This is a genomic window from Rhizobium sp. BK376, from assembly GCF_004341625.1.
Taxonomy (GTDB): Bacteria; Pseudomonadota; Alphaproteobacteria; order Rhizobiales; family Rhizobiaceae; genus Rhizobium.
Genome location: NZ_SLZG01000013.1, coordinates 68,125 through 92,107, shown reverse-complemented (window position 1 = coordinate 92,107; position 23,983 = coordinate 68,125). Strand labels below are relative to the sequence as shown.

Annotated in this window: 26 protein-coding genes; 13 read left to right on the top strand and 13 right to left on the bottom strand. The window is 56.6% G+C overall.

Going from position 1 to position 23,983, the window contains the following annotated elements:
* The 3 genes from EV561_RS24800 to EV561_RS38555 are packed head-to-tail and all read right to left on the bottom strand — an operon-like array spanning position 1 to position 1,322.
* A complete protein-coding gene (locus EV561_RS24800) occupies positions 1-300 on the bottom strand; it encodes a VirB3 family type IV secretion system protein (RefSeq protein WP_132525485.1) in 300 nt (99 codons plus the stop codon).
* A 3-nt stretch (positions 301-303) separates the two neighbouring features.
* Positions 304-642: a TrbC/VirB2 family protein gene (locus tag EV561_RS24795; protein WP_132525483.1), complete on the bottom strand. Its 339-nt coding sequence runs from the start codon at positions 640-642 to the stop codon at positions 304-306.
* Positions 639-1,322: a lytic transglycosylase domain-containing protein gene (locus tag EV561_RS38555; protein ID WP_348633753.1), complete on the bottom strand. Its 684-nt coding sequence runs from the start codon at positions 1,320-1,322 to the stop codon at positions 639-641. Before EV561_RS38555 ends, EV561_RS24795 begins: the two co-directional genes overlap by 4 nt.
* A 399-nt stretch (positions 1,323-1,721) precedes the next feature.
* Between EV561_RS38555 and EV561_RS24785 the strand changes: the two genes are divergently transcribed.
* The 10 genes from EV561_RS24785 to EV561_RS24740 all read left to right on the top strand — a co-directional run bounded on the left by EV561_RS24785 (position 1,722) and on the right by EV561_RS24740 (position 10,426).
* Positions 1,722-2,312 (top strand): hypothetical protein, encoded by a 591-nt coding sequence (locus EV561_RS24785; RefSeq protein ID WP_132525647.1) that lies wholly within the window; start codon positions 1,722-1,724, stop codon positions 2,310-2,312.
* Complete coding sequence (locus EV561_RS24780) at positions 2,309-2,848, top strand: thermonuclease family protein (protein ID WP_132525479.1); 540 nt, start codon at positions 2,309-2,311, stop codon at positions 2,846-2,848. The genes EV561_RS24785 and EV561_RS24780 overlap by 4 nt, the downstream gene beginning before the upstream one ends.
* Positions 2,845-3,531 carry a thermonuclease family protein gene (locus tag EV561_RS24775; protein WP_245512901.1) on the top strand — a complete coding sequence of 229 codons (687 nt, stop codon included), beginning with the start codon at positions 2,845-2,847 and terminating at the stop codon, positions 3,529-3,531. The genes EV561_RS24780 and EV561_RS24775 overlap by 4 nt, the downstream gene beginning before the upstream one ends.
* Before the next feature lie 12 nt (positions 3,532-3,543).
* A complete protein-coding gene (locus tag EV561_RS24770; RefSeq protein ID WP_132525477.1) occupies positions 3,544-4,089 on the top strand; it encodes a hypothetical protein in 546 nt (181 codons plus the stop codon).
* A gap of 116 nt (positions 4,090-4,205) precedes the next feature.
* A complete protein-coding gene (locus EV561_RS24765; RefSeq protein ID WP_132525475.1) occupies positions 4,206-4,682 on the top strand; it encodes a helix-turn-helix transcriptional regulator in 477 nt (158 codons plus the stop codon).
* A 231-nt stretch (positions 4,683-4,913) separates the two neighbouring features.
* Positions 4,914-6,317, top strand: coding sequence for an MFS transporter (locus EV561_RS24760; protein WP_132525473.1), 1,404 nt, complete (start codon positions 4,914-4,916; stop codon positions 6,315-6,317).
* A 211-nt stretch (positions 6,318-6,528) separates the two neighbouring features.
* Positions 6,529-7,434, top strand: coding sequence for a nucleotidyltransferase and HEPN domain-containing protein (locus EV561_RS24755; RefSeq protein ID WP_132525471.1), 906 nt, complete (start codon positions 6,529-6,531; stop codon positions 7,432-7,434).
* Positions 7,435-7,749: 315 nt separating this feature from the next.
* Positions 7,750-8,130 carry a hypothetical protein gene (locus EV561_RS24750; RefSeq protein WP_132525469.1) on the top strand — a complete coding sequence of 127 codons (381 nt, stop codon included), beginning with the start codon at positions 7,750-7,752 and terminating at the stop codon, positions 8,128-8,130.
* A 158-nt stretch (positions 8,131-8,288) separates the two neighbouring features.
* A complete protein-coding gene (locus EV561_RS24745; protein ID WP_132525467.1) occupies positions 8,289-8,717 on the top strand; it encodes a hypothetical protein in 429 nt (142 codons plus the stop codon).
* A gap of 290 nt (positions 8,718-9,007) precedes the next feature.
* Positions 9,008-10,426, top strand: a complete 1,419-nt coding sequence (locus EV561_RS24740) for a hypothetical protein (RefSeq protein WP_132525465.1) — start codon at positions 9,008-9,010, stop codon at positions 10,424-10,426.
* A 95-nt stretch (positions 10,427-10,521) separates the two neighbouring features.
* Here the strand turns inward: EV561_RS24740 and EV561_RS24735 are convergent, their stop codons facing one another.
* The gene (locus tag EV561_RS24735) at positions 10,522-10,707 is read right to left on the bottom strand and encodes a hypothetical protein (RefSeq protein ID WP_132525463.1); all 186 of its coding nucleotides are present in this window, start codon (positions 10,705-10,707) and stop codon (positions 10,522-10,524) included.
* Positions 10,708-11,340: 633 nt separating this feature from the next.
* Here EV561_RS24735 and EV561_RS24730 point away from each other — a divergent pair.
* The 3 genes from EV561_RS24730 to EV561_RS24720 are packed head-to-tail and all read left to right on the top strand — an operon-like array spanning position 11,341 to position 13,487.
* Positions 11,341-11,727, top strand: a complete 387-nt coding sequence (locus tag EV561_RS24730) for a hypothetical protein (RefSeq protein WP_132525461.1) — start codon at positions 11,341-11,343, stop codon at positions 11,725-11,727.
* Positions 11,728-11,765: 38 nt separating this feature from the next.
* Positions 11,766-12,611: a hypothetical protein gene (locus tag EV561_RS24725; RefSeq protein WP_132525459.1), complete on the top strand. Its 846-nt coding sequence runs from the start codon at positions 11,766-11,768 to the stop codon at positions 12,609-12,611.
* 12 nt (positions 12,612-12,623) lie between these two features.
* A complete protein-coding gene (locus EV561_RS24720) occupies positions 12,624-13,487 on the top strand; it encodes a hypothetical protein (protein WP_132525457.1) in 864 nt (287 codons plus the stop codon).
* A gap of 47 nt (positions 13,488-13,534) precedes the next feature.
* Here the strand turns inward: EV561_RS24720 and EV561_RS24715 are convergent, their stop codons facing one another.
* The 9 genes from EV561_RS24715 to EV561_RS24675 all read right to left on the bottom strand — a co-directional run bounded on the left by EV561_RS24715 (position 13,535) and on the right by EV561_RS24675 (position 23,945).
* Positions 13,535-13,783, bottom strand: a complete 249-nt coding sequence (locus EV561_RS24715; RefSeq protein WP_132525455.1) for a DUF982 domain-containing protein — start codon at positions 13,781-13,783, stop codon at positions 13,535-13,537.
* Between the two features lie 570 nt (positions 13,784-14,353).
* Positions 14,354-15,889 carry an IS66 family transposase gene (locus EV561_RS24710; protein WP_132525453.1) on the bottom strand — a complete coding sequence of 512 codons (1,536 nt, stop codon included), beginning with the start codon at positions 15,887-15,889 and terminating at the stop codon, positions 14,354-14,356.
* 68 nt (positions 15,890-15,957) lie between these two features.
* A complete protein-coding gene (gene tnpB, locus EV561_RS24705; protein WP_132525451.1) occupies positions 15,958-16,311 on the bottom strand; it encodes an IS66 family insertion sequence element accessory protein TnpB in 354 nt (117 codons plus the stop codon).
* Positions 16,308-16,694 (bottom strand): transposase, encoded by a 387-nt coding sequence (locus tag EV561_RS24700; RefSeq protein ID WP_132525449.1) that lies wholly within the window; start codon positions 16,692-16,694, stop codon positions 16,308-16,310. The genes tnpB and EV561_RS24700 overlap by 4 nt, the downstream gene beginning before the upstream one ends.
* 269 nt (positions 16,695-16,963) lie before the next feature.
* The gene (locus EV561_RS24695; RefSeq protein ID WP_132525447.1) at positions 16,964-17,245 is read right to left on the bottom strand and encodes a hypothetical protein; all 282 of its coding nucleotides are present in this window, start codon (positions 17,243-17,245) and stop codon (positions 16,964-16,966) included.
* Positions 17,238-17,474: a hypothetical protein gene (locus tag EV561_RS24690; protein ID WP_132525445.1), complete on the bottom strand. Its 237-nt coding sequence runs from the start codon at positions 17,472-17,474 to the stop codon at positions 17,238-17,240. Before EV561_RS24690 ends, EV561_RS24695 begins: the two co-directional genes overlap by 8 nt.
* Before the next feature lie 753 nt (positions 17,475-18,227).
* Positions 18,228-20,135 carry a UvrD-helicase domain-containing protein gene (locus EV561_RS24685; RefSeq protein WP_132525443.1) on the bottom strand — a complete coding sequence of 636 codons (1,908 nt, stop codon included), beginning with the start codon at positions 20,133-20,135 and terminating at the stop codon, positions 18,228-18,230.
* 6 nt (positions 20,136-20,141) lie between these two features.
* The gene (locus EV561_RS24680) at positions 20,142-22,076 is read right to left on the bottom strand and encodes an AAA family ATPase (protein ID WP_132525441.1); all 1,935 of its coding nucleotides are present in this window, start codon (positions 22,074-22,076) and stop codon (positions 20,142-20,144) included.
* A gap of 141 nt (positions 22,077-22,217) precedes the next feature.
* Positions 22,218-23,945, bottom strand: a complete 1,728-nt coding sequence (locus EV561_RS24675) for a hypothetical protein (protein WP_132525439.1) — start codon at positions 23,943-23,945, stop codon at positions 22,218-22,220.
* Between the last annotated feature and the right edge of the window lie 38 nt (positions 23,946-23,983).

Below are 23,983 nucleotides of genomic sequence, written 5' to 3'. Positions count from 1 at the left end.
TCATGGTCCGTAGGAATTGGCGCCCCAGAACGTCCTGTTCGGGATGCGTGGCGTTCGGCGGGTGGCGACCTGGATGACGTCGAGGGCACGTGCGTCCCAGCGACAGAGGGCAAAGAGGGCGAAATAGGCAAAGGGGGCGGTCAGCAGCGACCAGAAGGTGTTGGTGACAAGCCAGGCGACGATGGTCAGACTGATCACCAGCACGATCGCCATATAGGGAACACCCCACAAGGTCGGTGCGCGGGTCAACCCGATCACCAGCGGCGTCAGAGCAGGCTTATCGTCCTCGGTCCGGATCATCGCTCAGTTCCCGACGGTGGAGATCAGCTGATCGACAATGGCGGGCGCGCCGAAGACGAGGCCGATGCCGAGCACGACCGCGCCTGCGGTAAACCAGCTCAGCCGACCGGCGAAGGCCAGGAATCCGAGACCGATCACCGCAATGATCGCAACTAGGCGGCCGAACGGCCCGGTGATGAAATCGACGACCGCCTGGACCACCGTCTGCAGCGGCGCAAAAGCCTGGTTGGTCGCCTGGGCCAGAGCAAGATCGGCGGTCGGAATTTGCGACAGCACGATCACGGAAACGACGAGTGTTGCACGCAGGCAAAAGCCTGGGCGCGGCGGGAATGCGGGTTTCATGGCTTTATCCTTTCCTTTGAGATCTGCAGGACGCCGGCAACGAAGGTGACGGGGCGGGCGCCGATGACATCGCTCGCGGACGACGCGCCGCCGGTCTTGGGCAAGGGAGCTTGTTGGCTGGTTGCGAGCGGCTTTGCGGGCAGTGCGATGCCGAGTTCACGATTGATGACGGAGGCGACGTAGCGAACGGTCTCGGCATAGGCCGGCATGCCGTTGCTGTCGTAGATCGCTTGCTCTCCGGCATTGTAGGCCGCGGCCGCCAGCAGCGGATTTTTGAATTCGTCGAGAAGCGCGCGCAGGTAGCGGACGCCGCCATCGATATTGGCGATGGAATCGCAGATGTCGGCAACGCCGAACCGTGCTGCCGTTTGCGGCATCAGCTGCATCGGGCCGCGAGCGCCGCGCGGACTGTTGCGGCTCTCATCAAGACGGCTTTCCGTCCAGGCGATCGCAACGGCAAAGTCGGGATCGACGGCATAGCGGTCCGCAGCAGCCCGGACGAGCCGGGTGATGTCGGTGGTGGTGTAATGTGACGATCCGCAAGCCTGATTGTCGATAAGATACCTATATTTGTTCTGTTCCGGTAATCCGTTCCTCGCGTCTCTGCTGTCACCACTCGAAGGCGAGGTTACCGCAGGATGATATCCAAATTTGTTCTCGGCTGCTGCTGACTCATCCAACGAAGCGATCGCTTCTCGGTCGGGAAGGAGAGCGATTGGTGCGGTATTGTTTTCAGACCAACGGATCGGCTGTTGTCCCGATGTCGGGACAGTCGTAGACATAAATTGTTTGATTTCAAAGGATTTTGACGATGCTGCCGAGGCAAGCAGCAATGTCGATGCTATGGCGCATCTGAGCGATATCGCGGATTTGAGACAAATAATCATCTAGTCAACCACTCTCAAACAGGATCAACACGGCGCTTGGCGGCATCAATCACACTGAATTTGACATTGCGGAAGTTTACTAAATACGATAACTCGTACATCAGGAAATTGCGGTTGAAAAGAGAAAAATTCGGGATGGAGCGAATTCTGAAGATATCAAAAATAGATATGATACGTGTGGGCCTTGTGGCGATGTCCGTGGTTGTCGTGCAGCTTGGCGTCCCTGGGCGAGCCTGTGCCGGCGGTTCGGTCGATGCCGATTACGTCCGGTCGCTGGCGGCTCCGGGAAAGACGGTGCTGGTGATCGAGTACTACGATGGTCAGAAAACCGTCGTCGCCCGTCAGGGCTATGCGTCGGCGAAGGGCTTCGCGCCGATCTCGCCCACGGATTTCAGGGTCGACGACCGCGTCAGCCTGCACCTCTTCGGGGTCGAGCCCTGCCAGGGAGACTTCGTCAACAAGCGCGAAGGCTACAGCGGGAGCTGCGAGGATTTTGCAAGGACGCATCTGGCCATCGAGCTGAAAGCCGCCAAGGTGCTCTACTGCCGGGCGTTCCTGACGGAGGAAAAGGCGAGCGTCCAGGACGTGACCTGTTGGGGCTATCATTACTATCCGGGTAGTCTCGACAGTGTCGATAATATGGAGGAGCAGCTGCTGTCGATCGGCGCTCTTCGCCTATCCAGGAAAGCCGACGGAACGCCGCTGCGGCCAGACCTTATAAGCGCGGAGAGGATCGGCCGGACAGGCTACGGCATGTGGGCCGACGCGAGGACGCAGAGATGACCGGGATCCGCGCCCGCAACCTTTCCCTCATGCTGTGCCTGGTCGCTTCGACGGCGCCGGCGCAGTCAGGCTACACCCCACTCGGAGACGGCATCACGCTCGAAACCGGCGATACCTGGTCGTTCGACGGTCATCGCTTTCGCCTCTATGGCGTCCAGTCCTGTCTGAGGGGCACTTCGTTTACCGTCTCACCGGGCGATACACGCGATTGCGGCGAGGCGTCGCTGGCGGTGCTTGCGGCCTTCATCCGGGACACCAGGCCCGCCTGCGCGCCGGTCGCGCAGAACACGTCCCTATCCTACGTCCTCTGCTTTTCAACGGTCGGCGGCCATTCGCTCGATCTCGGTACGATACTGATTTCCGAGGGGTTCGATTTTGCCGCACTCGATAACAAAGGCCTGCCGGTCAATCCCGCCTATGCCGTTGCCGAGCAGGAGGCGCGGTCGCGTCGGGCGGGGCTCTGGCAATTCGCCGACGTGCAGCATCCGTCCGTCCTGATCGGCCATGTGGCGACAGATCCCGGGGAGCGACCATGATGAAGCGGTGCGCGGTGCTGTTGTCGATGACAATCGGGCTTTCGGCCCATGCCTGTTTCGCTGCCGATCTTTTCGCACTTGGCAGAGACACCGGTGATCTCAGCAGCAATGAGATCAGCGGTGGTGAGATTAGGGGAAGGGTATCGGTGGTCGATGGCGGGGCACTCTGGTTTCCGCAATATGCCGTCGCCGTCAGGCTCGCCGGTGTCGACGCTTGCGCCTTGCCGCAATGGGCGTTTGAGCCGGATGGCGCGCCTGCATCCGTTTCGTCCCCGCCGGTTCCGTGTGGACCGCTGGCAAAGGCATGGCTGAAACGCATCGTCGGCAACGCCGCCGTCACCTGTCGTCTGACCCTCGACACGTCTGGAAACCGAAAGACAGCGCGATGCGCGGCCCGCGGTCACGACCTCGGTCTGGAAATGTTGCGGGTCGGCTGGGCGAGAACAACGGCCGCCGGCCGAGGCGATCTGCAATATTCAGCCGCTGAGCGCTATGCCCGGTCTGCCCGCTACGGCTTCTGGGGAACCTATGTGCTCGACATGGACGAGTGGCAGCAAAGGGCGGTCGATCGGACAGTCTCGCGGGGGCCCGCCGCCGACCGAAACCTTCTGGCATCGCTCCAGGCTGAGATCACGCCGCCATTTGCCGACTGGCGCCGGCGAGCGCTCAGAACCGATCGATAGGAGGAAAGCATCATGCGTTTGCCCCTGGCTGTTCTTCTGATGGCGATGGCCTGCACCGTGCAATCCCCGACGCGCGCCAGCGAATGGGGATGCGAAGTCCTGCTCTGCGCCGCCTCGGATAATCCCGCCTGGCAGGCAGTCGCGACCTGCCGGCCGCCGATGGAGCGATTGATCGATGCGATGAAGCAGCCCGGATTTTCCTGGCCGACCTGTCCCGAGGGCGGCGCCGGCAAACCGGGTTATGATCGCTATGCCGACTGTCCCGCAGGCTGGACGCCGAGCGTTGCAGACGTCGACAGCGACCATGGAAGCTCGGACCTGTCCCGCTGCCGTCGTGTGGTCGATCAGTGTGCACGCGGTGCGGCGCGCGCCGGTCGGGATGGCGCCGACGGTCGCATAGTCGACGATGCCGGGATCACCAGGGCGTATTCGCAGTACGATTCCTGCCATGTCGTCGAGACCATGGCGCGGCCACTGCGCGACAAGCCGTATTTCTTCGATATCGAGGAACAGGATGGCTCTGGTTCGGCACGGCAATATTTTAGTCTGGATCGATAATGGAACGCGCGGTAGCGATTGACCGGTATTTTAAATTTCGGGAGGGAGAGGCAGGGGTTGCGGTCGGCTGCCGTTCCAGTGATAAATCGACTGTGAGTGGCGCGACGAGCAACAGAATGACCGCAAAAACAAACGATTACATCAAACGCAGAGGTCTCGTTGAGACCAATGATGCGGAAATCGACAATCCGATCTTCCGCGCAGAAGGATACGAGGGAACGCCTGCGCTCGGTGAGATGGACAATCGCATCGGCGAGGCGCTCAGGGTCGCGCGCGAACGGCAAGGCCTGACGCGGCCGGACCTTTCGCCGCTTCTTGGTCTGACGACGCAGGTTTACGGGCGTTACGAGCGGGGAGAAGCCAAGCTCCACGTCACCCGCCTCGTGCATCTCTGCGAAATTCTCGGTTTCTCGCCTTTGGAACTGATCTTTGCCGCCGCCCCCCATCTATGGGGAGAGGCACAGGAAGAGGCCGAAACCCGCTACCGCCTGATGCGGCATGTCGAGCAGCTGCCCCTGGAGAAGACGAAGCTTCTGCTCGGTGTCATCGAATCGTTCCTGGCGACGGAGCAATCATCTCCGGCCAGCACCTGATACTGAGGCCTCCGCTCCAAGACTGCGACGGCTCGGGTCAGTTCGTTTGCAAAGCCGAGGTGGCAAAGTCCTGCTGCCAAAAATCAGCCGGCGGGCGGGAAGGGCGGTTGAGGCCGGCTTTGAACACTGAGCTGCTACGGAGTTGCCGACATGCGCGACCATCATCACCGCCTATCGGAACTGGACAAGCCGTTGACGATTTGCGTTCGATACATGGAGTGAAGTCCGAGGATGGATAAGGTTCACACTGAGGAGACGAATGTTTCTCGATGGGTTTTGCCCATCTCTATCCTTGGGAGCAGCCTTGGCTTTATCGACAGTTCGGTCGTCAATATTGGGGTTCCGACCATCCAGGACCATCTGAACGCATCGCTTGCCACGATCCAGTGGGTAACCAACGGCTACCTGCTGACGCTGGCAAGCCTGGTCCTGCTTGGCGGTGCCACCGGTGACCGATACGGATCGCTTCGCGTCTTCGTCATCGGCCTCATAGTCTTCGCTCTTGCCTCGATTGGATGTGGGATCGCCCCCTCGGCTGCCGTGCTTGTCGGTGCGCGGATCGTCCAGGGCGCTGGTGCCGCCTTCCTCATTCCGACCAGCCTTGCCCTCATCAGCCAGGCCTATAAGGGAGAGGCGAGGGGGCGGGCGATCGGCACCTGGGCGGCTGCGGGAGGCCTGCTGATGGCGCTCGGACCGCCCTTCGGCGGTTTCCTGATCAACGTCGCCGGCTGGCGCTCGATCTTCTTCATCAATATACCGCTCGCCGCTCTGGCGATCTATCTTTCAGGAATGATCCGCACCGCCGGGGGCCGGTTAGACGATCGAAGCCTGGATGTGCCGGGAGCGCTGCTAGCGATCGCCACGCTTGCGGCGCTGACTTACGGGCTAATCGTGCTTGGAGAGGGGATGGCGAGAGCTGGCGCGATCGCGATTGCCGCCGCGGTGCCGCTTGCCGTTGTTTTCCTATTGATCGAGCATCGAAGCGCGATGCCGATGATGCCGCTAAAGCTGTTCGGCAGTCGTACCTTTGCCGGCGCAAACGCGCTCACCGTGATCCTCTATGGTGGCCTGGGTGCTGCGATCTTCATGCTGCCCTTCTCAATGATCAGGGCGCATCACTATAGCTCGATCGCTGCGGGCCTGGCCTTCCTGCCCCTATCGCTGATCCTCGGCCTCGGGTCACGGCTGTCCGGGAGCCTGGCCGACGCGGTCGGCAACCGGCTGCCGCTGACGATCGGTCCGCTGATTGCTGGCGCCGGATTTGCGACCCTGGCGCTTTCGGCAAACGGTGAAAACTACGCGACGACGTTTCTTCCGGGACTGCTCATTGTGGGCCTGGGAATGACACTGGCTGTGCCGGCTCTCACTACCGCGGTGTTCGATTCCGTCGCTGACAGCGATAGTGGCGCGGCGTCGGGGATTAACAATGCTGCGGCGAGAACGGGAAGCCTTTTGGCAACGGCTGCCCTCGGTATTGCCTTTGGTAGTGAACGGATGGCAGCCATGTCGATCGAGGTGCTGACCAGCGCCTATACCAGCGTGATGTGGTGCGCAGCGCTGGCATCGGCTGCAAGTGCTGTGATTGCATTCGTGAGCATTTCGAAGGGCAATGGCTCACATGAAAAGGCGCATTGATCTTGGCCCGATGAGACCAAGGCTGGTGGCTGGATAAAGTAAAGCGTAGCTGACGAAATGGTTCTGTCTGGTCAGCTCTTTTTGGTGGCAGCATGCATGCGGCGGCAATCGGAAGAGTTGAAAATAAAGTGTGGTTTCCCGTCAGAAATTACGGTGGCGTCACCCCGATGCGATAGGCTAGGAAGGTGGTTCATACGGAGTTTTACCCTTGATGAAATCGAGCCTCGAGCATCTGCCGGAACAGAAGCAGCGGGAACTCGCGCGCGTCGTCGAGATCATCCACGAGGAGTTCGAGGACGCACTGAAGGGCGGCGAGGCGGAGTTCAAGAAGAAGGGGCGGATCTGGAAGATCATCCTGTTCGGTTCCTATGCACGCGGTACTTGGGTCGAGGAGCCGCATACGACGAAAGCCTATCACTCCGACTATGACATCCTGATCATCGTCAACACCCGGAAGCTCATCGATCCAAAGTACTGGTATACCGCCAAGGACCGGCTGATGCATGCCATCAAGACGCCGGTCAATCCCATCGTTCATTCACGGCGCGAGGTTGGCGATGCGCTTCATAAGGGAAATTACTTCTTTTCCGACATTCGCAAACAGGGCATCATTCTCTATGAGCTAGATGATGCGGAATTGCCAGTTCCGAAAGACCCTAGTCCAGAGGCGGCGCTTGAAAGCGCGAAGCTCTACCGTGAGAATAGGCTGTCTGATGCGCGCGCGTTTCTTAAAGGCGCCCGATTTTACCTTACGGAGAAAGAGTACCGTCAGGCGGCTTTTTCCCTTCATCAGGCTTTGGAACAAGCTTATTCGGGATTGCTATTGGTGCTCACTAATTACAGCCCCGCTTCTCATAATCTAAAGCAATTGCGGGGTCTCGCCGAGCAAAACGCGGAGGGCCTTTCAGACCTTTGGCCCCACGATCGACATCGATACATTTCATGGTTCAACACGCTGAACGAGGCGTATGTCAAAGCCCGCTATTCCCATCACTACAGCATCACGGAGGAAGCCTTGGTTTGGTTGATCGAACATGCTGAGAAGGTGATCGAGAATATTGACCAAGCTTGCAATAAAAGAATTTCGGAACTTGCGAAGAATATAGGCAATATTTAGAATATCGTCCCATTTTTTGATAGTAATTTGTTTCCGCACAAATGACCATCGATAACCGATACTTATCGATGGTTATAGTGACCATTCACGGTCTAATCCTCCAGCGGAACAGAGTGGCGATATCGCTTCCATTTAATGATCTATTTACCATGATTTCAGTGCGTTACTGCTTTTCAAAATTGTCGATCTAAAGCTGATACTGGCGGAAATGGGGTCTTTGATAGATACCTGGCGTCAAGACGGCCCAGAGCCGTACAAAGTGGGTGGCCGGCGCCGGCCACCGCCGCGCGACCGGTAATCTTGAACGTTGAGCAGATGTATCTGGATCCTTGGAACCCCAAAAAACAAGACACCTACTTTCTCGTCAGGGCCGGCATCGCGTTCGGCTTCCTGGCCGTCTTCTCGATCATATGGCACCTGACAACCGTCTGGCGTATAGCCTATTCCGCTCATGCCACTGCCACGATCAAGCAAATAGAGACCCGGAATTCTGCCGATCGCTACGGATCTTCAACGGTCTACCAGGTCGCCATGCTGACCTTCGTCCGCATTCAGGACGGTGTGGCCTACAATTGCGATGCGGAAATCACAATCGACCGTTATGCCAAGGGTTACGCTGTCGGCCGGCAACTGGATGTGGTTCCGCGGTCGGATTCATGCTGGTTGCCGCTTGTCGTTGGTCTGAAGACCGACTAAGTCGTCGCGGCAGTTTCTGAAGCGGCCGAAGAAAGCCGCGCACATTGATGCGGCAGAGGATGGCCAAGGCTTTCGAACTCGCGGGCGACGGCCGACGCTTCTTGCTCGATGCGACTGAAATTTTTCGTCTATTTCGATAAAATCTACCGGATTGACTTGTGCACGAATTATTACGCGATCTGCATCAATATCCCGTTTTTCACTCGGCCCTGGTACTGCTGTCACTGGTGGTCGGCGTGGTCACAATCTTTCCGTTCAATGGTCAACGGGTCAGACTGTTTTTGCTATCGAGCAGTTTGGGCATCTGCAGCTTTGTCACGCTTCTCGACATCATCAGGTTACTTGAGATGTCAGACTACAGGGGGCCGCTTGAGTTGCTGGCCTATGTGTTGGTGTCGCTTGTTCTGCCGCCGACCAACCTCATCCTCATCGCCGTGCTCTACTTCTGTGGGCGGGAGTTGTTTTCCGGCATGAAAATGTGTGGCCGCTTTCCATCGATCATCGGATGTGCAGCGGCGATGCTGGTACTCTTTCACGGGGTCCTGTTGCTGGTTTTGTTCGATATGAGCATCAATACGACTTATTAGGTGTCGGGTGAGATAAAAAGCGTCGCACGCCTCAAACAGGGGGCGAAGATTGCAAGGCGACATCGCGTAAAACACTAGGTGCTTGGTCTTCCGCGCATTCACGGAAGGAAACGTCCGTGGAAAAATATTGTGCGAAATGCACAAAATGGGCGAGCCGCATTTCAACAATTCTCACGTTCGTGACATCCTTCCGCAGGATTGACTTAATACGCATGCGCGACGGTTTCGAAATCATGCGATCTTGGGATACTGCCATGGGCTGGGCCATATAAAGCCGAAGAGGACAGCTGGTGATTTCGCGGTCCGACGTCATCGCGGCAATCGATGCTGCCGAGGAAACGTTCTCCTGGTGCTTCGCCTTCCTACGGGATGCAGATGGGATCGCGCATGATCGACCGAACCTGTATGCTTTCCAGTCAAAGCTGACGCATGCCCTTTTTAAGCTCAATCAGGCCTACCGCGCGATAAGGGCCGAACGCAACCTGCTGATTTCGAGAAAGGTTCGCTACAAGGAAGCCTGGTTTCGCGCCCGCATGGCGCAGCTCGATCAATATGCCAAGGCGGTGACCTTTGCCATCGGCAATGGCCGCGAGCTCGGGGATGGATTTGCTTGGCTGTTCTATCGCGACGAAACAGCGCTATTGGAGGAGCATACGCGCCACCAGCGTCAGTTGCTGCTTCCACCAAATGTCGGCGGTCTTGGCGAACGCACTTTTATCGACAGGATGCAGGGATTTGCTGGTACGTTTATACTCTATCACGCGATCACCTCATTCCTGCGTCTGGGCGACTTCAGCTTTTTCGATCCGGACTCCGGCAGGATCGAAACGATCGCTGAGCTGAAGACGCGCCATATTGCCGACGATCACTATGAATTCACGCTGGCGTTCTCCTTTGGCCGCGATAGTCCTCTCGCAGAGAGATTGAGACGGACACCCGAACCAACGACATCGCAACCAGCACTCGGGCTCGACAGTGTCACCCAGCACAAGCTCGACCGACAGGTCCATCAGATGACGGCTGCCTTGCAGAAACGGGACACCCAGCCTGGACGCTCAACGCTAAACGCGCCTGGCAACTTTCACTACGACGCGCTGGACAAGGTTATTCGCTCCAGTACGCCCCGCGCCATGGTTTTTGGAAAAGCGGGAAACGGTCTCCTGTTGGCAGCTTGGCGACCGCGACCACAGAAAAGCCTCGGCAAACGTATGATGCGAAATGCGGCCAGTTTGACCAAACCAATGGATCCCCTGAGAACTCAAGTCGAAAATATCATGAGCTCGGATTTCGAGGACAATTGCCTTTTCGTGGGCAGTCTGGGCAATACCGAAAATGGATTTCCGACCATGCTACACGGTGCTATTCCCCTCGTCTGGTGGCCGGTCGAAAATGCAGAACTGCGCGATCTGCTGTTTCACCACGTTCACGTGACGACGGTCTTCAATCCCGCCCATTTATGGAACAGGATGCGTTCGAAAGGGTTCACGGTTACGATCGGCGATCGTTCGCGTGTGAGAGAGGTCACACGCCGGATCAACGGGAACACGCTCAAGATCCACCATTTTCAGCACTTCCAGCAGCTGGTTGAATATACCCTGATGGACGACGGGGCCGTCGCGGATTTGTTGGATGCGTTCGTTCAGCAAGCAACTGCGGTTGCCAATCAAAAGCCAATTCGAATTGGCCTGCACACCAGGCTCACCTTGTGATCGCCTTTGCGGCGGGTGGGATCAATCCGTTTTGAACCATCGTCGAATAGCAGGATGAGGTGGCGCTACCCGTTTCGCAACGCCACCTGCAATCGCTATGCAAAGGCCTTTATCGTCAGTGCGCCCACACCGCCGGCGAACAGATAGAGAAAGGTTCTAAAGAGTTCAGCGAGCATCGGATTGTCGCTGGCAGCCGGGAAGGCGAGGGGAAGTACCGCAACAGCTACAGCTGCGATGCCACAGGCTGCGGTAAAGATCGTGGCGGAGGTCATGAAAGTCATGGCGGCTCTTTCGGTTTGTCATCGAGAGAGAAACACCATCGCTTGCGCAGGGAACCTCTCTCGATCTGTTGGAATAAGATCGAAAACGAAGTTCCCTCGCTATTCTCCATCTAAAGCGCACTCTTGCGCGCCAGATAGCAAAGAGAAACTGAAAAGACATCGGGTGGACACGAGAGGGACGGAGAACCCCAAGCGCCCGTCCGCCTGAAGCGAACAACGTCAATTTATGAATCGAACGCAAATCTTCAAGCGGAATTTTTTACGTTGATGAGGATTTTTCTGATTTGTCGATCAGCCACGTGTACGGCACATCAATTTCTACCTTTGAGTGCTTTGCATTTTTGTAATATAGCAAAAGGAACAGATTGGGTGGCAACGCTGTTGATTTGCGCTGAGAGTTGACCCGGGTCAACTCTCAGCGCAAATCAACACTCTCGGCCGCATTTGTCCGGATTTTCGACGCCGCCGCAAGACGACGATAGCGTTTGTCTTTCTTTTCGCTAAAAGGTTGCTATCGCGGGGACTTGATAGAGGGCAGGGCAAATGTTGCAGTGGGTGATTTTGATAATAGCGACAGTCGGTGCAGGGAAATGCCTATCCTATTCGGCTACTCTGCTTCAGGCCGCAACACAGATGGCTGAGAAGCACGGTCTCGGCATAAAGCCGATCCAATACCAAAATACCATCTCGCCGCCGTGGCTGACGAACGCCACCATAGTTTTCTGGCTTGTGGATGCCGCCGCGGCCATTTGGATTTGGTACTTCCATGGCTGGCAACAGGGGCTTGGAGCCGTTGTCGCAGCGTTGGTCCTCCCAGCGGTCTTTCAGGCCGCGTTGCCGCCTCGCCAAGGGTCAACCGTCTACCTCCGCAATTCGTTTCAGGTCATGAACAACCGTCAGGCCAATTACGCGCGTGACAATGACAAGGCGAGGGCAATGGCGATGGAGGTGAACATTAGCTTGCTCCTCGATGTTCGACCCGACCTGCTGGACGCCTACAAGGACGAAAAGGGGGCCTGAAAATCGGAGCCGTCGTCAAAAAACTAGGTAGCAGGCGTATGGCATATTCTAAGGACGAGCAGGAGTCGATAATCCTAAACGCTGTTTGGGATATGATAGACAACCTTGTGAACTTTGGTCGGTTTTGCAAAATCAACAAAACGACCGATACCAGCCTGCTTTTCGAAAGATCGGCGGACGCACGGTTGTTCAACATCTTGTTGGTTGATTTCCTGTCGCAAGCGCAAGCAATTCCGAAGCCCTTCGATTTGCCGACGCCCCCGCAAATCGCACGGTCGAGCGACCGTACATACTTGTTCTACCTTCGCCAGATCTGTAACGATCCCACACTTGGCGACCCCGAGCTGATAGCTGCTCCCATGGAGAAATTCGCGGACTGGCTAGACGGCGAAATAGTCATTCCCAAGGCTTGGTTTTCTTCTGTAAATTACAACGGGCCGCTGACTATCGAGCGGATGCAAGCGCTGAAAACATGTGGAGACATAGCAAAGCATAATTTTGCACGGCTCGACGTGAACGTCCGAAAGCTTCTGAAAATAATGGCGTTCAACGGCTGGCCGATCTCCGAAGCGCAGGCCTATTCGATGCTTCCCGATTTCTACGAGTGGTTCCACAACCATGCATTCATCTACTATTCGAGTTGGATAGCAGAGATGCTGAACGATATTCGGTGGGGGATTTATCAATATCTTATGCCGGAATACGCTCGATCTTATAACCCTTATGGTGACCCCCACGACATGCTTTATCGATTCGATGTTCCCCCGACGATCAGTCAGCCCCTTGCTCGTGAGATGTATTGGGGGCTGATGAACAAGGTAAGGGCGGGGCCGATATTTCCTCGCTTCACGGTCTCGTCCTCTTTTAAGCAACCTTTACATTGATTGCGAACACCCATGACGCTGCGTAAGCATATCGAAAACGCCCAGAACCAGAACGACCGCGAAGCCGAAACCAGCGTGCGCTATTGCGGGATCGTCATGCCGATCGCCAGTATGTCGGCCGAGTACGATGCGAGCCACTGGAAGCGGGTTAAAGACGTTCTCGATTCGGCGATCATATCGGCAGGCTACACCCCGCGCCTGGTCAGCGACAGCGACGAAATCGGCGTGATCCATGCTCGTATCGTGCAGAATCTTTATGACGACGAAATTGTGGTCTGCGATGTCAGCAACAAGAATCCCAATTGCATGTTCGAGTTAGGTCTACGGCTCGCATTCGATAAGCCAACGATCGTCGTCAAGGACGAGCTGACAGCGTACACCTTCGACGCTGGCGTGATCGAGCATATCCCCTATCGCCATGACCAACGCTTTGACGATGTGGAAGCGTTCAAGGAAAGGCTCACAAGAGCGATAACCATGACCGTGGCGAAAAAGGAAAAGGATCCCAGCTTCTCACCGTTCCTCAAACATTTCGGAACCTTCACGCCCAAGCAGGTGGAGAACCACGAACTCCCGCAGGCCGAGTATTTGACGAAACGGCTCGACACTATCGAGCACTCCTTGAGCATGATTGCTAGTTTATCGGTATCCTCGGCGCGGGAATTTAGATCATCGCGGATCAATTACAGGCAGGAGATCAGCAACCTGATCCGCATATGGATGGAAATCCGCAAGATCGCGAAGTCAGACGCTGCGATGGCTAAAGACGACTGCTACAAGTACATCTACGAAAAGTTCAACGGGATCATGTCTCCTCCAAATTTCGAAACGCAATTCGATGACGCGTGGGGCCAGGAGATCGGCATTTTCGGTTGAGGCTTAGGAACGACCTCTAGGATGCCTCCACAGCGTAGCCTTTCGATTCAGAAATCGGGACCGTCGTTAGGATCGAAGACTGACAGACCAGCGGCATAGGCGGCGTCTATGAACGTCTCGCGGGCATGGTCCGCCGTATCGTCCTCGCCACCCGATAGAACGGCCTCGCAGACCATCAGGGCGGTAATGTAGGCATCGCCGCGGCCGTCCATGGGCCAGCCATGCATCAGCGATCGAGCAAGCCCAGAAACAGTCGTCAACGTCTCGTAGCGGCCCCATTCCGTCGTCAGTGGCATTTCATGTGCAAACAGCCGTTTGTAAGCGGTGTTCTAATCGCACCTTGACCCTCTGTATGGGTGGGCTTCATAGATTTCAGCCTACTTGACGAAAAATTTGCGCCATTCGTCGGCATTGCGTGGCAAAAGTAGAGCGCTTACGACCTTACCGTAGAATTTGCCGAGCCTGCTCATAGTCGCTCGCGGCGGAGCGCATCGGCCATCTCATAGCTTCGCGTCAGCAATGTGCGCAACTCGTCATTCTCGGTAGTAAGCATTTGGCCATTGCGATGGAGAATAAGATCGTTCAACGAACCCATCCCACCGAAAAGCCCAAGGAAGCGTTCAACTCCGTAATAATCAGACTGTTCAATCGAGGCTGCGCATCTTGCTATGTGATGAGCCCAGTGAGGCGCATCATTCGCGCACAGATGCGTCTCAAGTTCGCGAAGTGCGCTGGCGAATCTGAGGATGTCTGGATGGAGTGGCATGTACCGATCCTAGCGTCGGCGATAACTCATGTCATCTTTTATAGATTGCCTGCGGCCTGGCTACATGTCGCATTGGCGGACTGCAGTCTTCAGGGCCATATTACTTCCTCTTGTAATTCCAAGGCAGCAGTTCATTGATCTGACTTTGTTTGTGACCGTTGACGATGGCGGTGAGCGTGGCGGTTAGATAGGCAAGCGGATCAACAGCATTGAGTTTGCACGTCTCGATGAGCGAGGCGATGGTCGCCCAGTTCTCCGCTCCCGCGTCATGTCCGGCAAAGAGTGCGTTCTTGCGGTTGAGCGCTATCGGCCGGATAGTTCTCTCGACACTATTGTTGTCGATCTCGATACGACCGTCGGTCAAGAACACGCAGAGGCCGTCCCAGAATTTGGCGATATAGGCGAGCGCTTCACCGAGCGGCGACTTGCCAGCGACGTGGGCGCGATGATGCGTGAGCCACGTCCGCATGTCAGTGATTAGCGGTGCTGATCTTTCCTGCCTTCCAGCCAGGCGAACTTCGGGGAAGAGACCGCGCAACTCCGCTTCGATGCGATAGAGTTCACCGATCCGCTTGACGCCTTCCTCGGCAATCGGCGCGGAGCCAGTGCGAGTGATCTCGACCAGCTTGCGCCGAGCGTGTGCCCAGCAATAGGCAAGCTGGATATTGGGACCGACACGGTCGGGTGCGATCAGCCGGTTATATCCGGCGTAACCATCCACTTGAAGGATGCCCGTGAAGCCTTGCAATATCCGCTCGGCATGTAGCCCAGCGCGACCGGGCGCATAAGTGAAGGCGACACCTGGCGGCGCACCTCCGCCCCACGGTCGGTCATCACGGGCCAGAGCCCAGAAGTATCCGGTTTTGGTTTTACGGGAGCCGGGATCGAGCACCGGCGCACGGGTCTCGTCCATGAACAGCTTCATCGACCGCTTCAGATCGGCGATAAGAGCGTTGAACACCGGGCGCAATTCGAAAGCAGCCCGACCGACCCAATCGGCGAGTGTCGAGCGGTCGAGATCGATGCCCTGGCGGCTCATGATCTGGGCCTGCCGGTAAAGCGGCAGATGATCGGCGTATTTGGACACCAGCACATGAGCGATAGTCGCCTCTGTCGGCAATCCGGCGTGGATCAATCGTGCAGGCGCTGGAGCCTGAGCAACGCCATCAGTACAGGCACGGCAGGTATACTTGGGGCGGCGAGTGACGATGACGCGGAACTGCGCTGGAACCACATCCAACCGCTCGGACACGTCCTCGCCGATGCAATGCAGGCAACCGCCACAGGCGCAGATCAAGCTTTCCGGCTCGATGATCTCCTCGATACGAGGAAGATGGGCCGGAAGAGAGCCGCGATTGGCGGCGCGTGGTTTGGGGTGCGGCTTCCCCGGAAGGCTATCCGCTTCGTCTTCGGCATGGACGGCCGCGATGGCCGTTTCCAGGTCCTCCAGTGCGAGGTTGAACTGTTCAGGGTCGGTCTTCTCGGATTTGCGGCCGAAGGCAGCCTGCTTGAAAGCGGCAACAAGCTTCTCCAGCCTTTCGATCCGCTCGTCCTTACGAACCTCACGGGCTTGCGCCGCGATCAGCATCGCCTTCAGGGCAGCAATATCGTCGGGAAGATCGGTGGCGTCCAACATGGTTGAACTCTATCAAAGCCAGTGTCGCTTCGCCGTCGGAATTTGCCGCCCGAGTCATCGTGCCGCAGCTATTCGATGGCGTCCGGCGCTTTCGCTTCCACAGCATGAACCCGACGCCAGTCGAGGCCTGCAAACAGCGCCTCGAACTGAGCATGGCCCAAGGTCATCAGGCCATCCTTGATGCCTGGCCAGGAGAACGTGTGTTCCTCCAGCCGCTTGTAGGCCATCACCAGACCGCTGCCATCCCAGTAGATCAGCTTCAATCGGTCTGCTTTGCGCGACCGGAATACGAAGACCGTTCCCGTGAACGGGTCCTTGTGCAGCTCGTTCTTGACTAGCGCCGCCAAGCCATCGTGGCCCTTACGGAAGTCGACCGGCTTGGTCGCCACCATGATCCGAACGCGGTTTGATGGAAAGATCATTCCGGAACCGCGCAGGCACGCGCGACAGCGGCGATGCGGGCGGCAGACGCGCCTTCTTCCAGGCGGATAGTAACGGAACCGATGATGATCTCAGGGCGACTGGCCTTTTTGACTGGCGGCTCCACAACGGGTGGATCGACGACTACCGCTGCGAACTCAATCGCATCCTCAGGTGCAGGCAGAACAAGCTTGCCCTGCCGCGCCATCGTCCGCCAAGTCGAAAGGCGGTTCGCCCGCAATCCAAAGCGTTCGGCGACCTCATTCACCATCGCACCGGGTCTCAAGCTTTCCGAAACGATCTGCGCCTTGACCTCATCAGGCCAGTGCCGGTGAACCTCACGTCCAGACTTCCTGGTTGTGAGAAACTCCAATGTACTCTCCATGGAGAAACTCCCGTTGCTCGTCCATGGAAAGCCGATCACAGATTAGGACGGTAAGGACAACGTGGGGCTGGAACAGCGGTTACAGCCGTTTCCATGGCGAACCATGTGCGAAAGAGGACGGAACGGCACAGGGCTACGCAGTCAGTCCCGCGCTCTTCGACCGCTCCTATGGCTGCCTCAGGACGCCCTTTCGCCGTGGCGCGAATTCCCGAAACCCCGCCGAGGCGGCGCTATACTGGTTTCTCCGATATGCTCCATTGTCCCAAAGATCAGGACGTTTTAGCTCGAACAAACTCCCAGAACGCTTCTGGCATCAACCCTCCTCTATCGCTCATATCGGCGGCGAAAACCAAGATGTTGTCCCCTTCTCGAAGAAGGGGCTTCATGCGGCGATACCATGTTCGACTAGTTTGTTCGGTCCACACGAGCCAAGATTGATCGCGAAATTCCACCCAATCGCGAGCGCGATCCAACTGCTCCTCAAACCTCGACAGATCGCGGGTTTCAGATGCGCTCGTGAGTATGATCGCCACGAAATGAAACTCACTCATCGCTGATAGGCCCGCCGTGGCTAGAGTAGCGTGCCGGCTCGCGTTCATCCTCTTCGCTGAACGTCGGCTGGACCTCTCCCTTCTTCATTCTGAGTGAGTGGCGGTCTACAGAAACGGAAATCATCAGCCTTCGCTTCTCAATTCGAACAACCACTGTCGAAATAACGCTAGCGATAGCGCCTAGCACCGCAACGCCAATCGCCGCATATGAGAGCCATTCATGCAGCATCTTGCATCTCCGAGAGCGCGATACACGTTGTCGAAACGATAACCCCAGTTACAAAGAACCCCATAGCGACACGAGATAATGTGTGTCCGTCGTCGGAGACGGGTTCCTGATCAGAACGTAAAGGAAAATGCAGGCGAGGATATGGAATGTCGCCGTTCTACCTACGATTATCTTGGCCAACTCGCCTTTTTTGACACCAAGCCCTATCAGTTCCCCGAGGCCTGCACAGCAAAAAGCGGTGCAAAGGAGATAAAGGTCGCCCTGATCTAAGACCGACCAGAGCGAGAGATCAGGCTTGTTGTTCGCGGTGCCCGATACGTAGCTCCCGACAATAGGGACCACCGACAGCAAAACCGTGAAAAACAGCCACCTCACAACCTTTGTTGACATCTACGCCTCATGGCCGCTCTAGGGCGGCCAGTCGCCCTATTGTTGGCGTTTCGTACCACCGTGGATTTAACGCGGCAACATGCCATGTATCCATTTGTTCCCGTCACGGTTTCCGCACTCGCGACAGCGGAGGCGGGATTGCAGGCTGTTGAGATAGGCGTTGCCCCATCACGGCACTGATGGGTATCGAGTATCCGTGTCACGCCGTGGTACAACAAAGCGGCAAGCGGGGCGTAAATGGTATTCGTCTGAGCACGACGCGAAGGCGGCCGCCCTCGGCGCGCTAATCTGGGCGAAAAGCCATCTTTGATCGATCCGGGAGCGTTTCCTGCGGTGCGTCGAATGTGCCGCCGGTCAGGCAGATTATCCGAGATCGATGATGGTCCAACCTGCGGCCGTCAGGCTTTGACGTTGAGCGTCGGTCATCCGGTCTCTTCCCATGGCGAGGCATAGTAGGTGTCTCGGCCGGCTCGAGGCGACAAACGCTTTTTTCATGAACGAAGCCTTTATCGATACGTTCGTCAGTGGATGGGCAGGATCGAAAACTGGAGCAGGACGCGCTTGGTCGATGATGTGAGGAAGCATCTCTTTCAGGTCGAATAGCCTGCGATATTTGGTTTCCAAAACAAGTGTGGCGTCATGTGTTTCCCCTTTCACGCTGTGAATGGTCGCCAGCTCTACGTGCAACCCGCCTAGCGAGACAAAGGTATTTGCCTGGAATACGACCTCTTCGACGCCTTCTGCGGCCGTACCATCGAACGCAAGAAAGCTATTTAAGTCGGCATTGTTATCAGGGAGGTGTAGGAGGTCGCGCAGCGCTTCCATTCTCAGGTCCCACTCGTCTTCTACGGGTTCGGCTCCCAGCATCCATTGTGCAATCTCGCGACGAAGAGGCGAATAGATGTTAAGTGAGCGAAGGTGGTCGAACAGTCCGGCTCTGGATGGGGACGTTTCTAGTCCCGCCCGGTTGCGGAAACGGACGTTCGCAAGGCGAAACGCGGTTACAACCGCGTCGAGGATGAGGGACAGTCCCGGGCCGCTTGTGCCGTTGGCTATCGACTGCCTTACTGCCTGGCACATCGAATTTGGTTTCGGGCTTTGGGGCTGCAGATTTCGCTGGAACCCAGGCCAGTAGCTTCCAATATTCAACGGAGCTGCCGCCTCGCCGTTGTTTTCCGCAACGCCGCCCACAGCCTTCACGATCCGCCGACGCTCCTCAGGAAGCTCTTCAACAATTTCGGCAAAGCGGCCGAGCACCTGGTCAAGAGTCGCGCCGCTGAAGAGGATAATTGCGCTACCAGGATCTCCTTCCGATGCTTGGCAACTTGTGTCGAGTGGAAGCTTTCTGCTGCTCAAACCCCTCAGTTGGCCAGCGATTGCCGGGCAGTATCGATGACTTTCCGATATCGGTTGCATCTCGGCAGTATTGTACGTTGTATTCGGCAGTTCCCCGCCGACGCCGTCAAAGATGGATTGGTCCGGATCGCCAAATCGTTGATAGTGGACCGATTGGTGGTCGAAAATCGAATTGATGAGATCGTCTTGAAACTTTTGCACGTCTTGCATTTCGTCAATCAGTACAACCGGGAACCGGTGTCGCAGCGAGGCGGTCAGGCCGGCGTTCGACGATAGGGCTTCATGTGCATAAGCGTACATCTCGGAATAGAAGAATGCGCCTTCGGCCTGAAGGCGGCTCTTGATCGACAAAAGATTTGCATATGAGGGTGACGGTGACGGTCCCGCGAATGCTGGGGTCTTGAGCATGAGGTTGCCGTCTTCCCATCTGTACCTAAGATCGGATAGCGAGGCATGCCGGTTCGCCAAGTATGCGCGAGCTCCGACAGAAATCATACGCTCCAAGCGGGTCACGCAATGGTCATCGTCGATTTGCGCGACAGTGAGGCCCTTTGATCGAAGCGATGGCATGGCGATATACGTGTTGATGAACTCCTGGATCGTCCCAATAAAGTGAGGATAGCTTCGCAGGGAGAAACCCGAAGGGTGACCCGACAGGCATTTCAAGATTTCATCTCGTGCAACGTTGGTGTGCGTAAGTACGCAAATGCCCTGCTGCGGAGCGGTCCATTTGCGGATCAGGCACAGCAACTTGAGGCCAACCAACGTCGTCTTTCCGCTGCCTGGGCATGCCTGGACATCTCCATCGCCGCACATCGCCTGCCGACGCGACGCATCGAGGACCAACGGGGTTGCTCGGTTAGGGTTCAGGACCGCAAGCAGTTCATCGATATCGTTTTCGACTATCGTGATCATCTGGGCTCATGCTCCATCAGCGATGAGCCCAGTGACATAGTCGATGGCGCGAACCAGATATGATGGTAGCGCCGCGCGTAGATCTTGTCGCGTTTGCTCGACGAGTTGCGTGTTCTGATGGTGCCGCTCTTCTGCCTGCTGCTCGGTCTCACCCGCTGGTGCCGGTGCAAGTTGCGCTGTGAAACGCCGCTCGAGGATCGGGCCAAGTTTATAGGCCGTCTCAGTCTTGGACTTGTCTACCGAAATTCGGCCGTAGATCGTCAGGGCCCGCTCTGTAGGATCAGCCGGCAGTTGGGCGAATGGGACATCCGCTCCCGGCGCGGCCTCGTGGACCTCGGCAGACAGACCGGCCATCAGTAGCGAATACTCAAAAGTCCAATGGTCAGAGATCTCGACACGCACGTTTTGACCTTGGGGCTGCTTGCGATTGGTGACCCAAGCTGTCCTCGCTTCTGCATTTCCATCGTAGTGCGATTCCCAATAGACCGCGCCCCTCGGTTTGTATGGGATGAACCCAAATGGATTATCCTCAGCGATCTTGGCGCCTTCCGGCCGCAGATCCATGTCCCTAACGCAAACAACCGGGATCGGAAGCCAGCTGCCGACATGTTGCGCATCGCCCAGGTTTCGGCGTTTGAAAATGTTTGCGTAGCGGGCAAAGGCGGTGCTTCCGACATTAACGATCGAGACGCCGTAGTCATCGAGCGGCCTGCCCAGGAGCTTAGCTATAGTTGGCAACAGAATATTTTCGCCGTCACCCTCCACGATGATGACGCCCTTGGCGAAGAACAGGTTGGCTTTCGTGACGTCTAGAAATTTCTCAAGGAAGACATAATCGTCGTCGCCCAGCTCGGTGTGTCCTTTCCGAAGCGGAAACGCCTTTCCACCCGACATAATGATCAGGCTCCCAAGATCGGACTTTGATGCAAGGTTCGGGCTGTGTGTCGTAAGGATGCTCTGCAATGCAGGTTTTCCAATTCCTCCAAAGCCCTCGCGGATAGCTTTCAGGAATTTCATTTGTAACTGCGGATGGAGGTGCGCTTCGGGCTCCTCGATTAGTAGCATTGGAAAGTCATCCTGCTCCTCCTCTAGCAGCAAGAGTTCCGTGGCCATGAACAGCAGATTGCTATATCCCAGACCCTGCATCCGTTCGCTCTCGTCGATAAGCAACTGTAGCCGCTCGAGAACAGCCTTCAGCATCTGCTTACGCTCAACTGGGCCCAATGCCTCGAGATCGGTGCCTCCAACAATCTCGATGATGGGGCTCAGCGGAGTATTGGCGAAATCCAAGCCTTTGAGCTGTGTCTTGATACGCGCGAGGCTGTCTGCGATGCCCGGGTTGCCCAGGATCGTGACGTTGGCCTGAATAACCGCGTCGAGGAGGCTGTTAACATGCGCTGCATTGCGAAAGCTCTCTGCGGCGTTCAAGACCTGTGCGAGGCGCGAGCCGCGACCGCCGCTGAGTTCGGCCTCGGCGTCACGCAGGGGCTTAAGGTAGGTTCCCGACAAATACTCGCGCGCTTCGCGTTCTATTGACGGTCCTTCACCGGATGCCCCTGATCGGATGTCAGAGCGGATTTGCCTCGTTCCCCTGACGATCTGCTCTGTGAGCTCTGCGGCGAGTGTCACGTACAGAAAAGGTCTGTGTTGCTCCCCTGTCTCTTCGAATGTCAGATGTTCGAGGAAGGCGGCTGCTTGCTGCGTGGAGAGGTCGGCGAATTTCAGCCTGATTGAAAATCTGGTGGCGCCTCTCCGGAAATCCGTTTCGAGAATTCGCAACCATTCGCCAGTCCTTGAGGACAGTGTGTACCGGATCGCATCGATTAGCGCGGTCTTGCCGGAATTGTTCTCACCGACGATGATGTTCAACGTCTTGTTTAAATCGACTTCAAAGTTCTCGAAAATACGGAAATTCTCGATCTTAACGCGTTGCAAGTACATAGCTTCCCCCACGAATCGCTCTATCAGAATTGCAAAGCGATCAGGGGAAGTCTACTCCTGCGGGTACCAATGCCTTCTCCGGATTATATTGAATCCGAGCTTGGTCCGGGAAAAGCATTGGAGGAAGGGATCCCCGCGAAATCAAGCTGGCACTGGGAGCGTGTGACTGATGGATAGTCGCAAACAACCTGGCAGCTCCTTCAAGCTCTCCTGCAGGAAAGCCATAACCGGATCTGTCGCATCCCAAAGATCCTCTTCTCCAGGGTAGAACTGGCCCGGATCTTCCGGATCCTCGATCTCGTCTTCCTTCCATGTCTCGCCCAGCATCGCGCTGGCAAGCGCGACTGGTTCCTTGTCCTTCTTGCCCATAGAAGCTGCCATCACCTCGACTTGCCGGTTGAGCGGCAGGTTGGACTCATAGTCATCCATATGGTCACGAGCTTCATCTATAATTGCCTGTGGGAATGAGATCTTGGAAAGGGCCTTCCTCAAACGTGCGGAATGACTAGAGAGATTGGGCAGCACCGGATACGAGTTGCGCTTCTCGCCAGTCAGATCGAACTCAGCCGTGAACGTGGTTTGTCCGGTTAGGCCGGTCTCGTCTAGCATCCGGGCAAGCGCGACTGCCAGGGCGTGATGTGCGGCGATCATTCTTGGCGTGGTGAATGTCGAGCCGCCCAGGTGCCATGTGCTTCTGCCACCCTGCGGCTTATCCAGGACGAGATGTGCATCCACCCGATCCGCCACCCGTTGGACTATCAGCGCATGAAAATTCGCGGTCCGACCTCCTTGATAGGTCCGAAGCGAGAATTTCCGGCCGATCTTTGAGATGGGAAGGTCGTAGTGCGCGGCCCAGTCGAGTGTCCTCTGGAAAAGTTCCAGGCCCGTGAGGCTCGGGTCGCGCCAATCATCAAAGAAAAACTGAGCGCCGGCAAAACGCTGATCCGGATTTTTGCGGGTGTCCGTCGCCGCCCTGCTTCCGTCCGGCTTCTCTTTCCCAAGCCAGACCTTGGCTTCCGTCAAGGCGAGGCTTTCCATCGATATCTTCAGTGTGCTGGAGCGGAGTTTTTCATCGGCGCCGATTAGCCCAATGGGAGCGATGATGGATCGTTCGGGGAGAGACGAAGGCAGTATTTCTTCTGCCGATTTGGGAGGTGCCGTCGTCCGCGGTGTTATCGCATCATCCGGAGCAAGTTCCTTGCCGCTGTCGAGATCGAAACGATAGATGCATCGAAACTCACAGCCGAGCGTCTTCGTCGCGTCCTTTGAAAGAGAAAGGTCTTTTATGCTGGCCTTTAGGGCGGCAAATACCCTGCGGCTGTCATAGCCCTCTTCGGCCCTAAATCTGCGGATAAAATGATCTCGCCACGACCGTGGAACCTGGGCGGCGACCTTTGCATGGGCCCGCGCCACTTCGTCCTCCGGAAACCGTCGGATTTCGATTTCAGCTTCAATATCGACGTCACCGTAATCGTCGCGTCCTGCGTCGAGCGCGCTCCCGAAAAGCCTGAGTTCTTTGACACGGGCGAGTCGATCGGGATCAGCGTTGATCGCGCGCGCGCGTCTGACGACCTCGTCGATAATCAACTGCGCCCGTTGACGAGATATTCGCGCACCGAGGCTGTCAGCCATCAAACGAAGACCATGCTGGGTCAGATTCCAATCCGAATTTTCCCCGGCGCCGTCGCTCCATTCAATATATCCGGCGGTGGCGACTTTCCGTAGAAACGCGTCAGCGTCTTGGGCTGGAAGTTTCAGATCATCGATAGCGGTGGCCAGGAGGAACCTTCCACGTCTGTTTTCGTGCTTGAGGAAGAGACTGCGGATGGTCGAAATTTCGATGCCGATAACAGTAGGATGCTTGGACATATGTAGAAATCAACTCTTTTAGAAACAACCTGAAATTA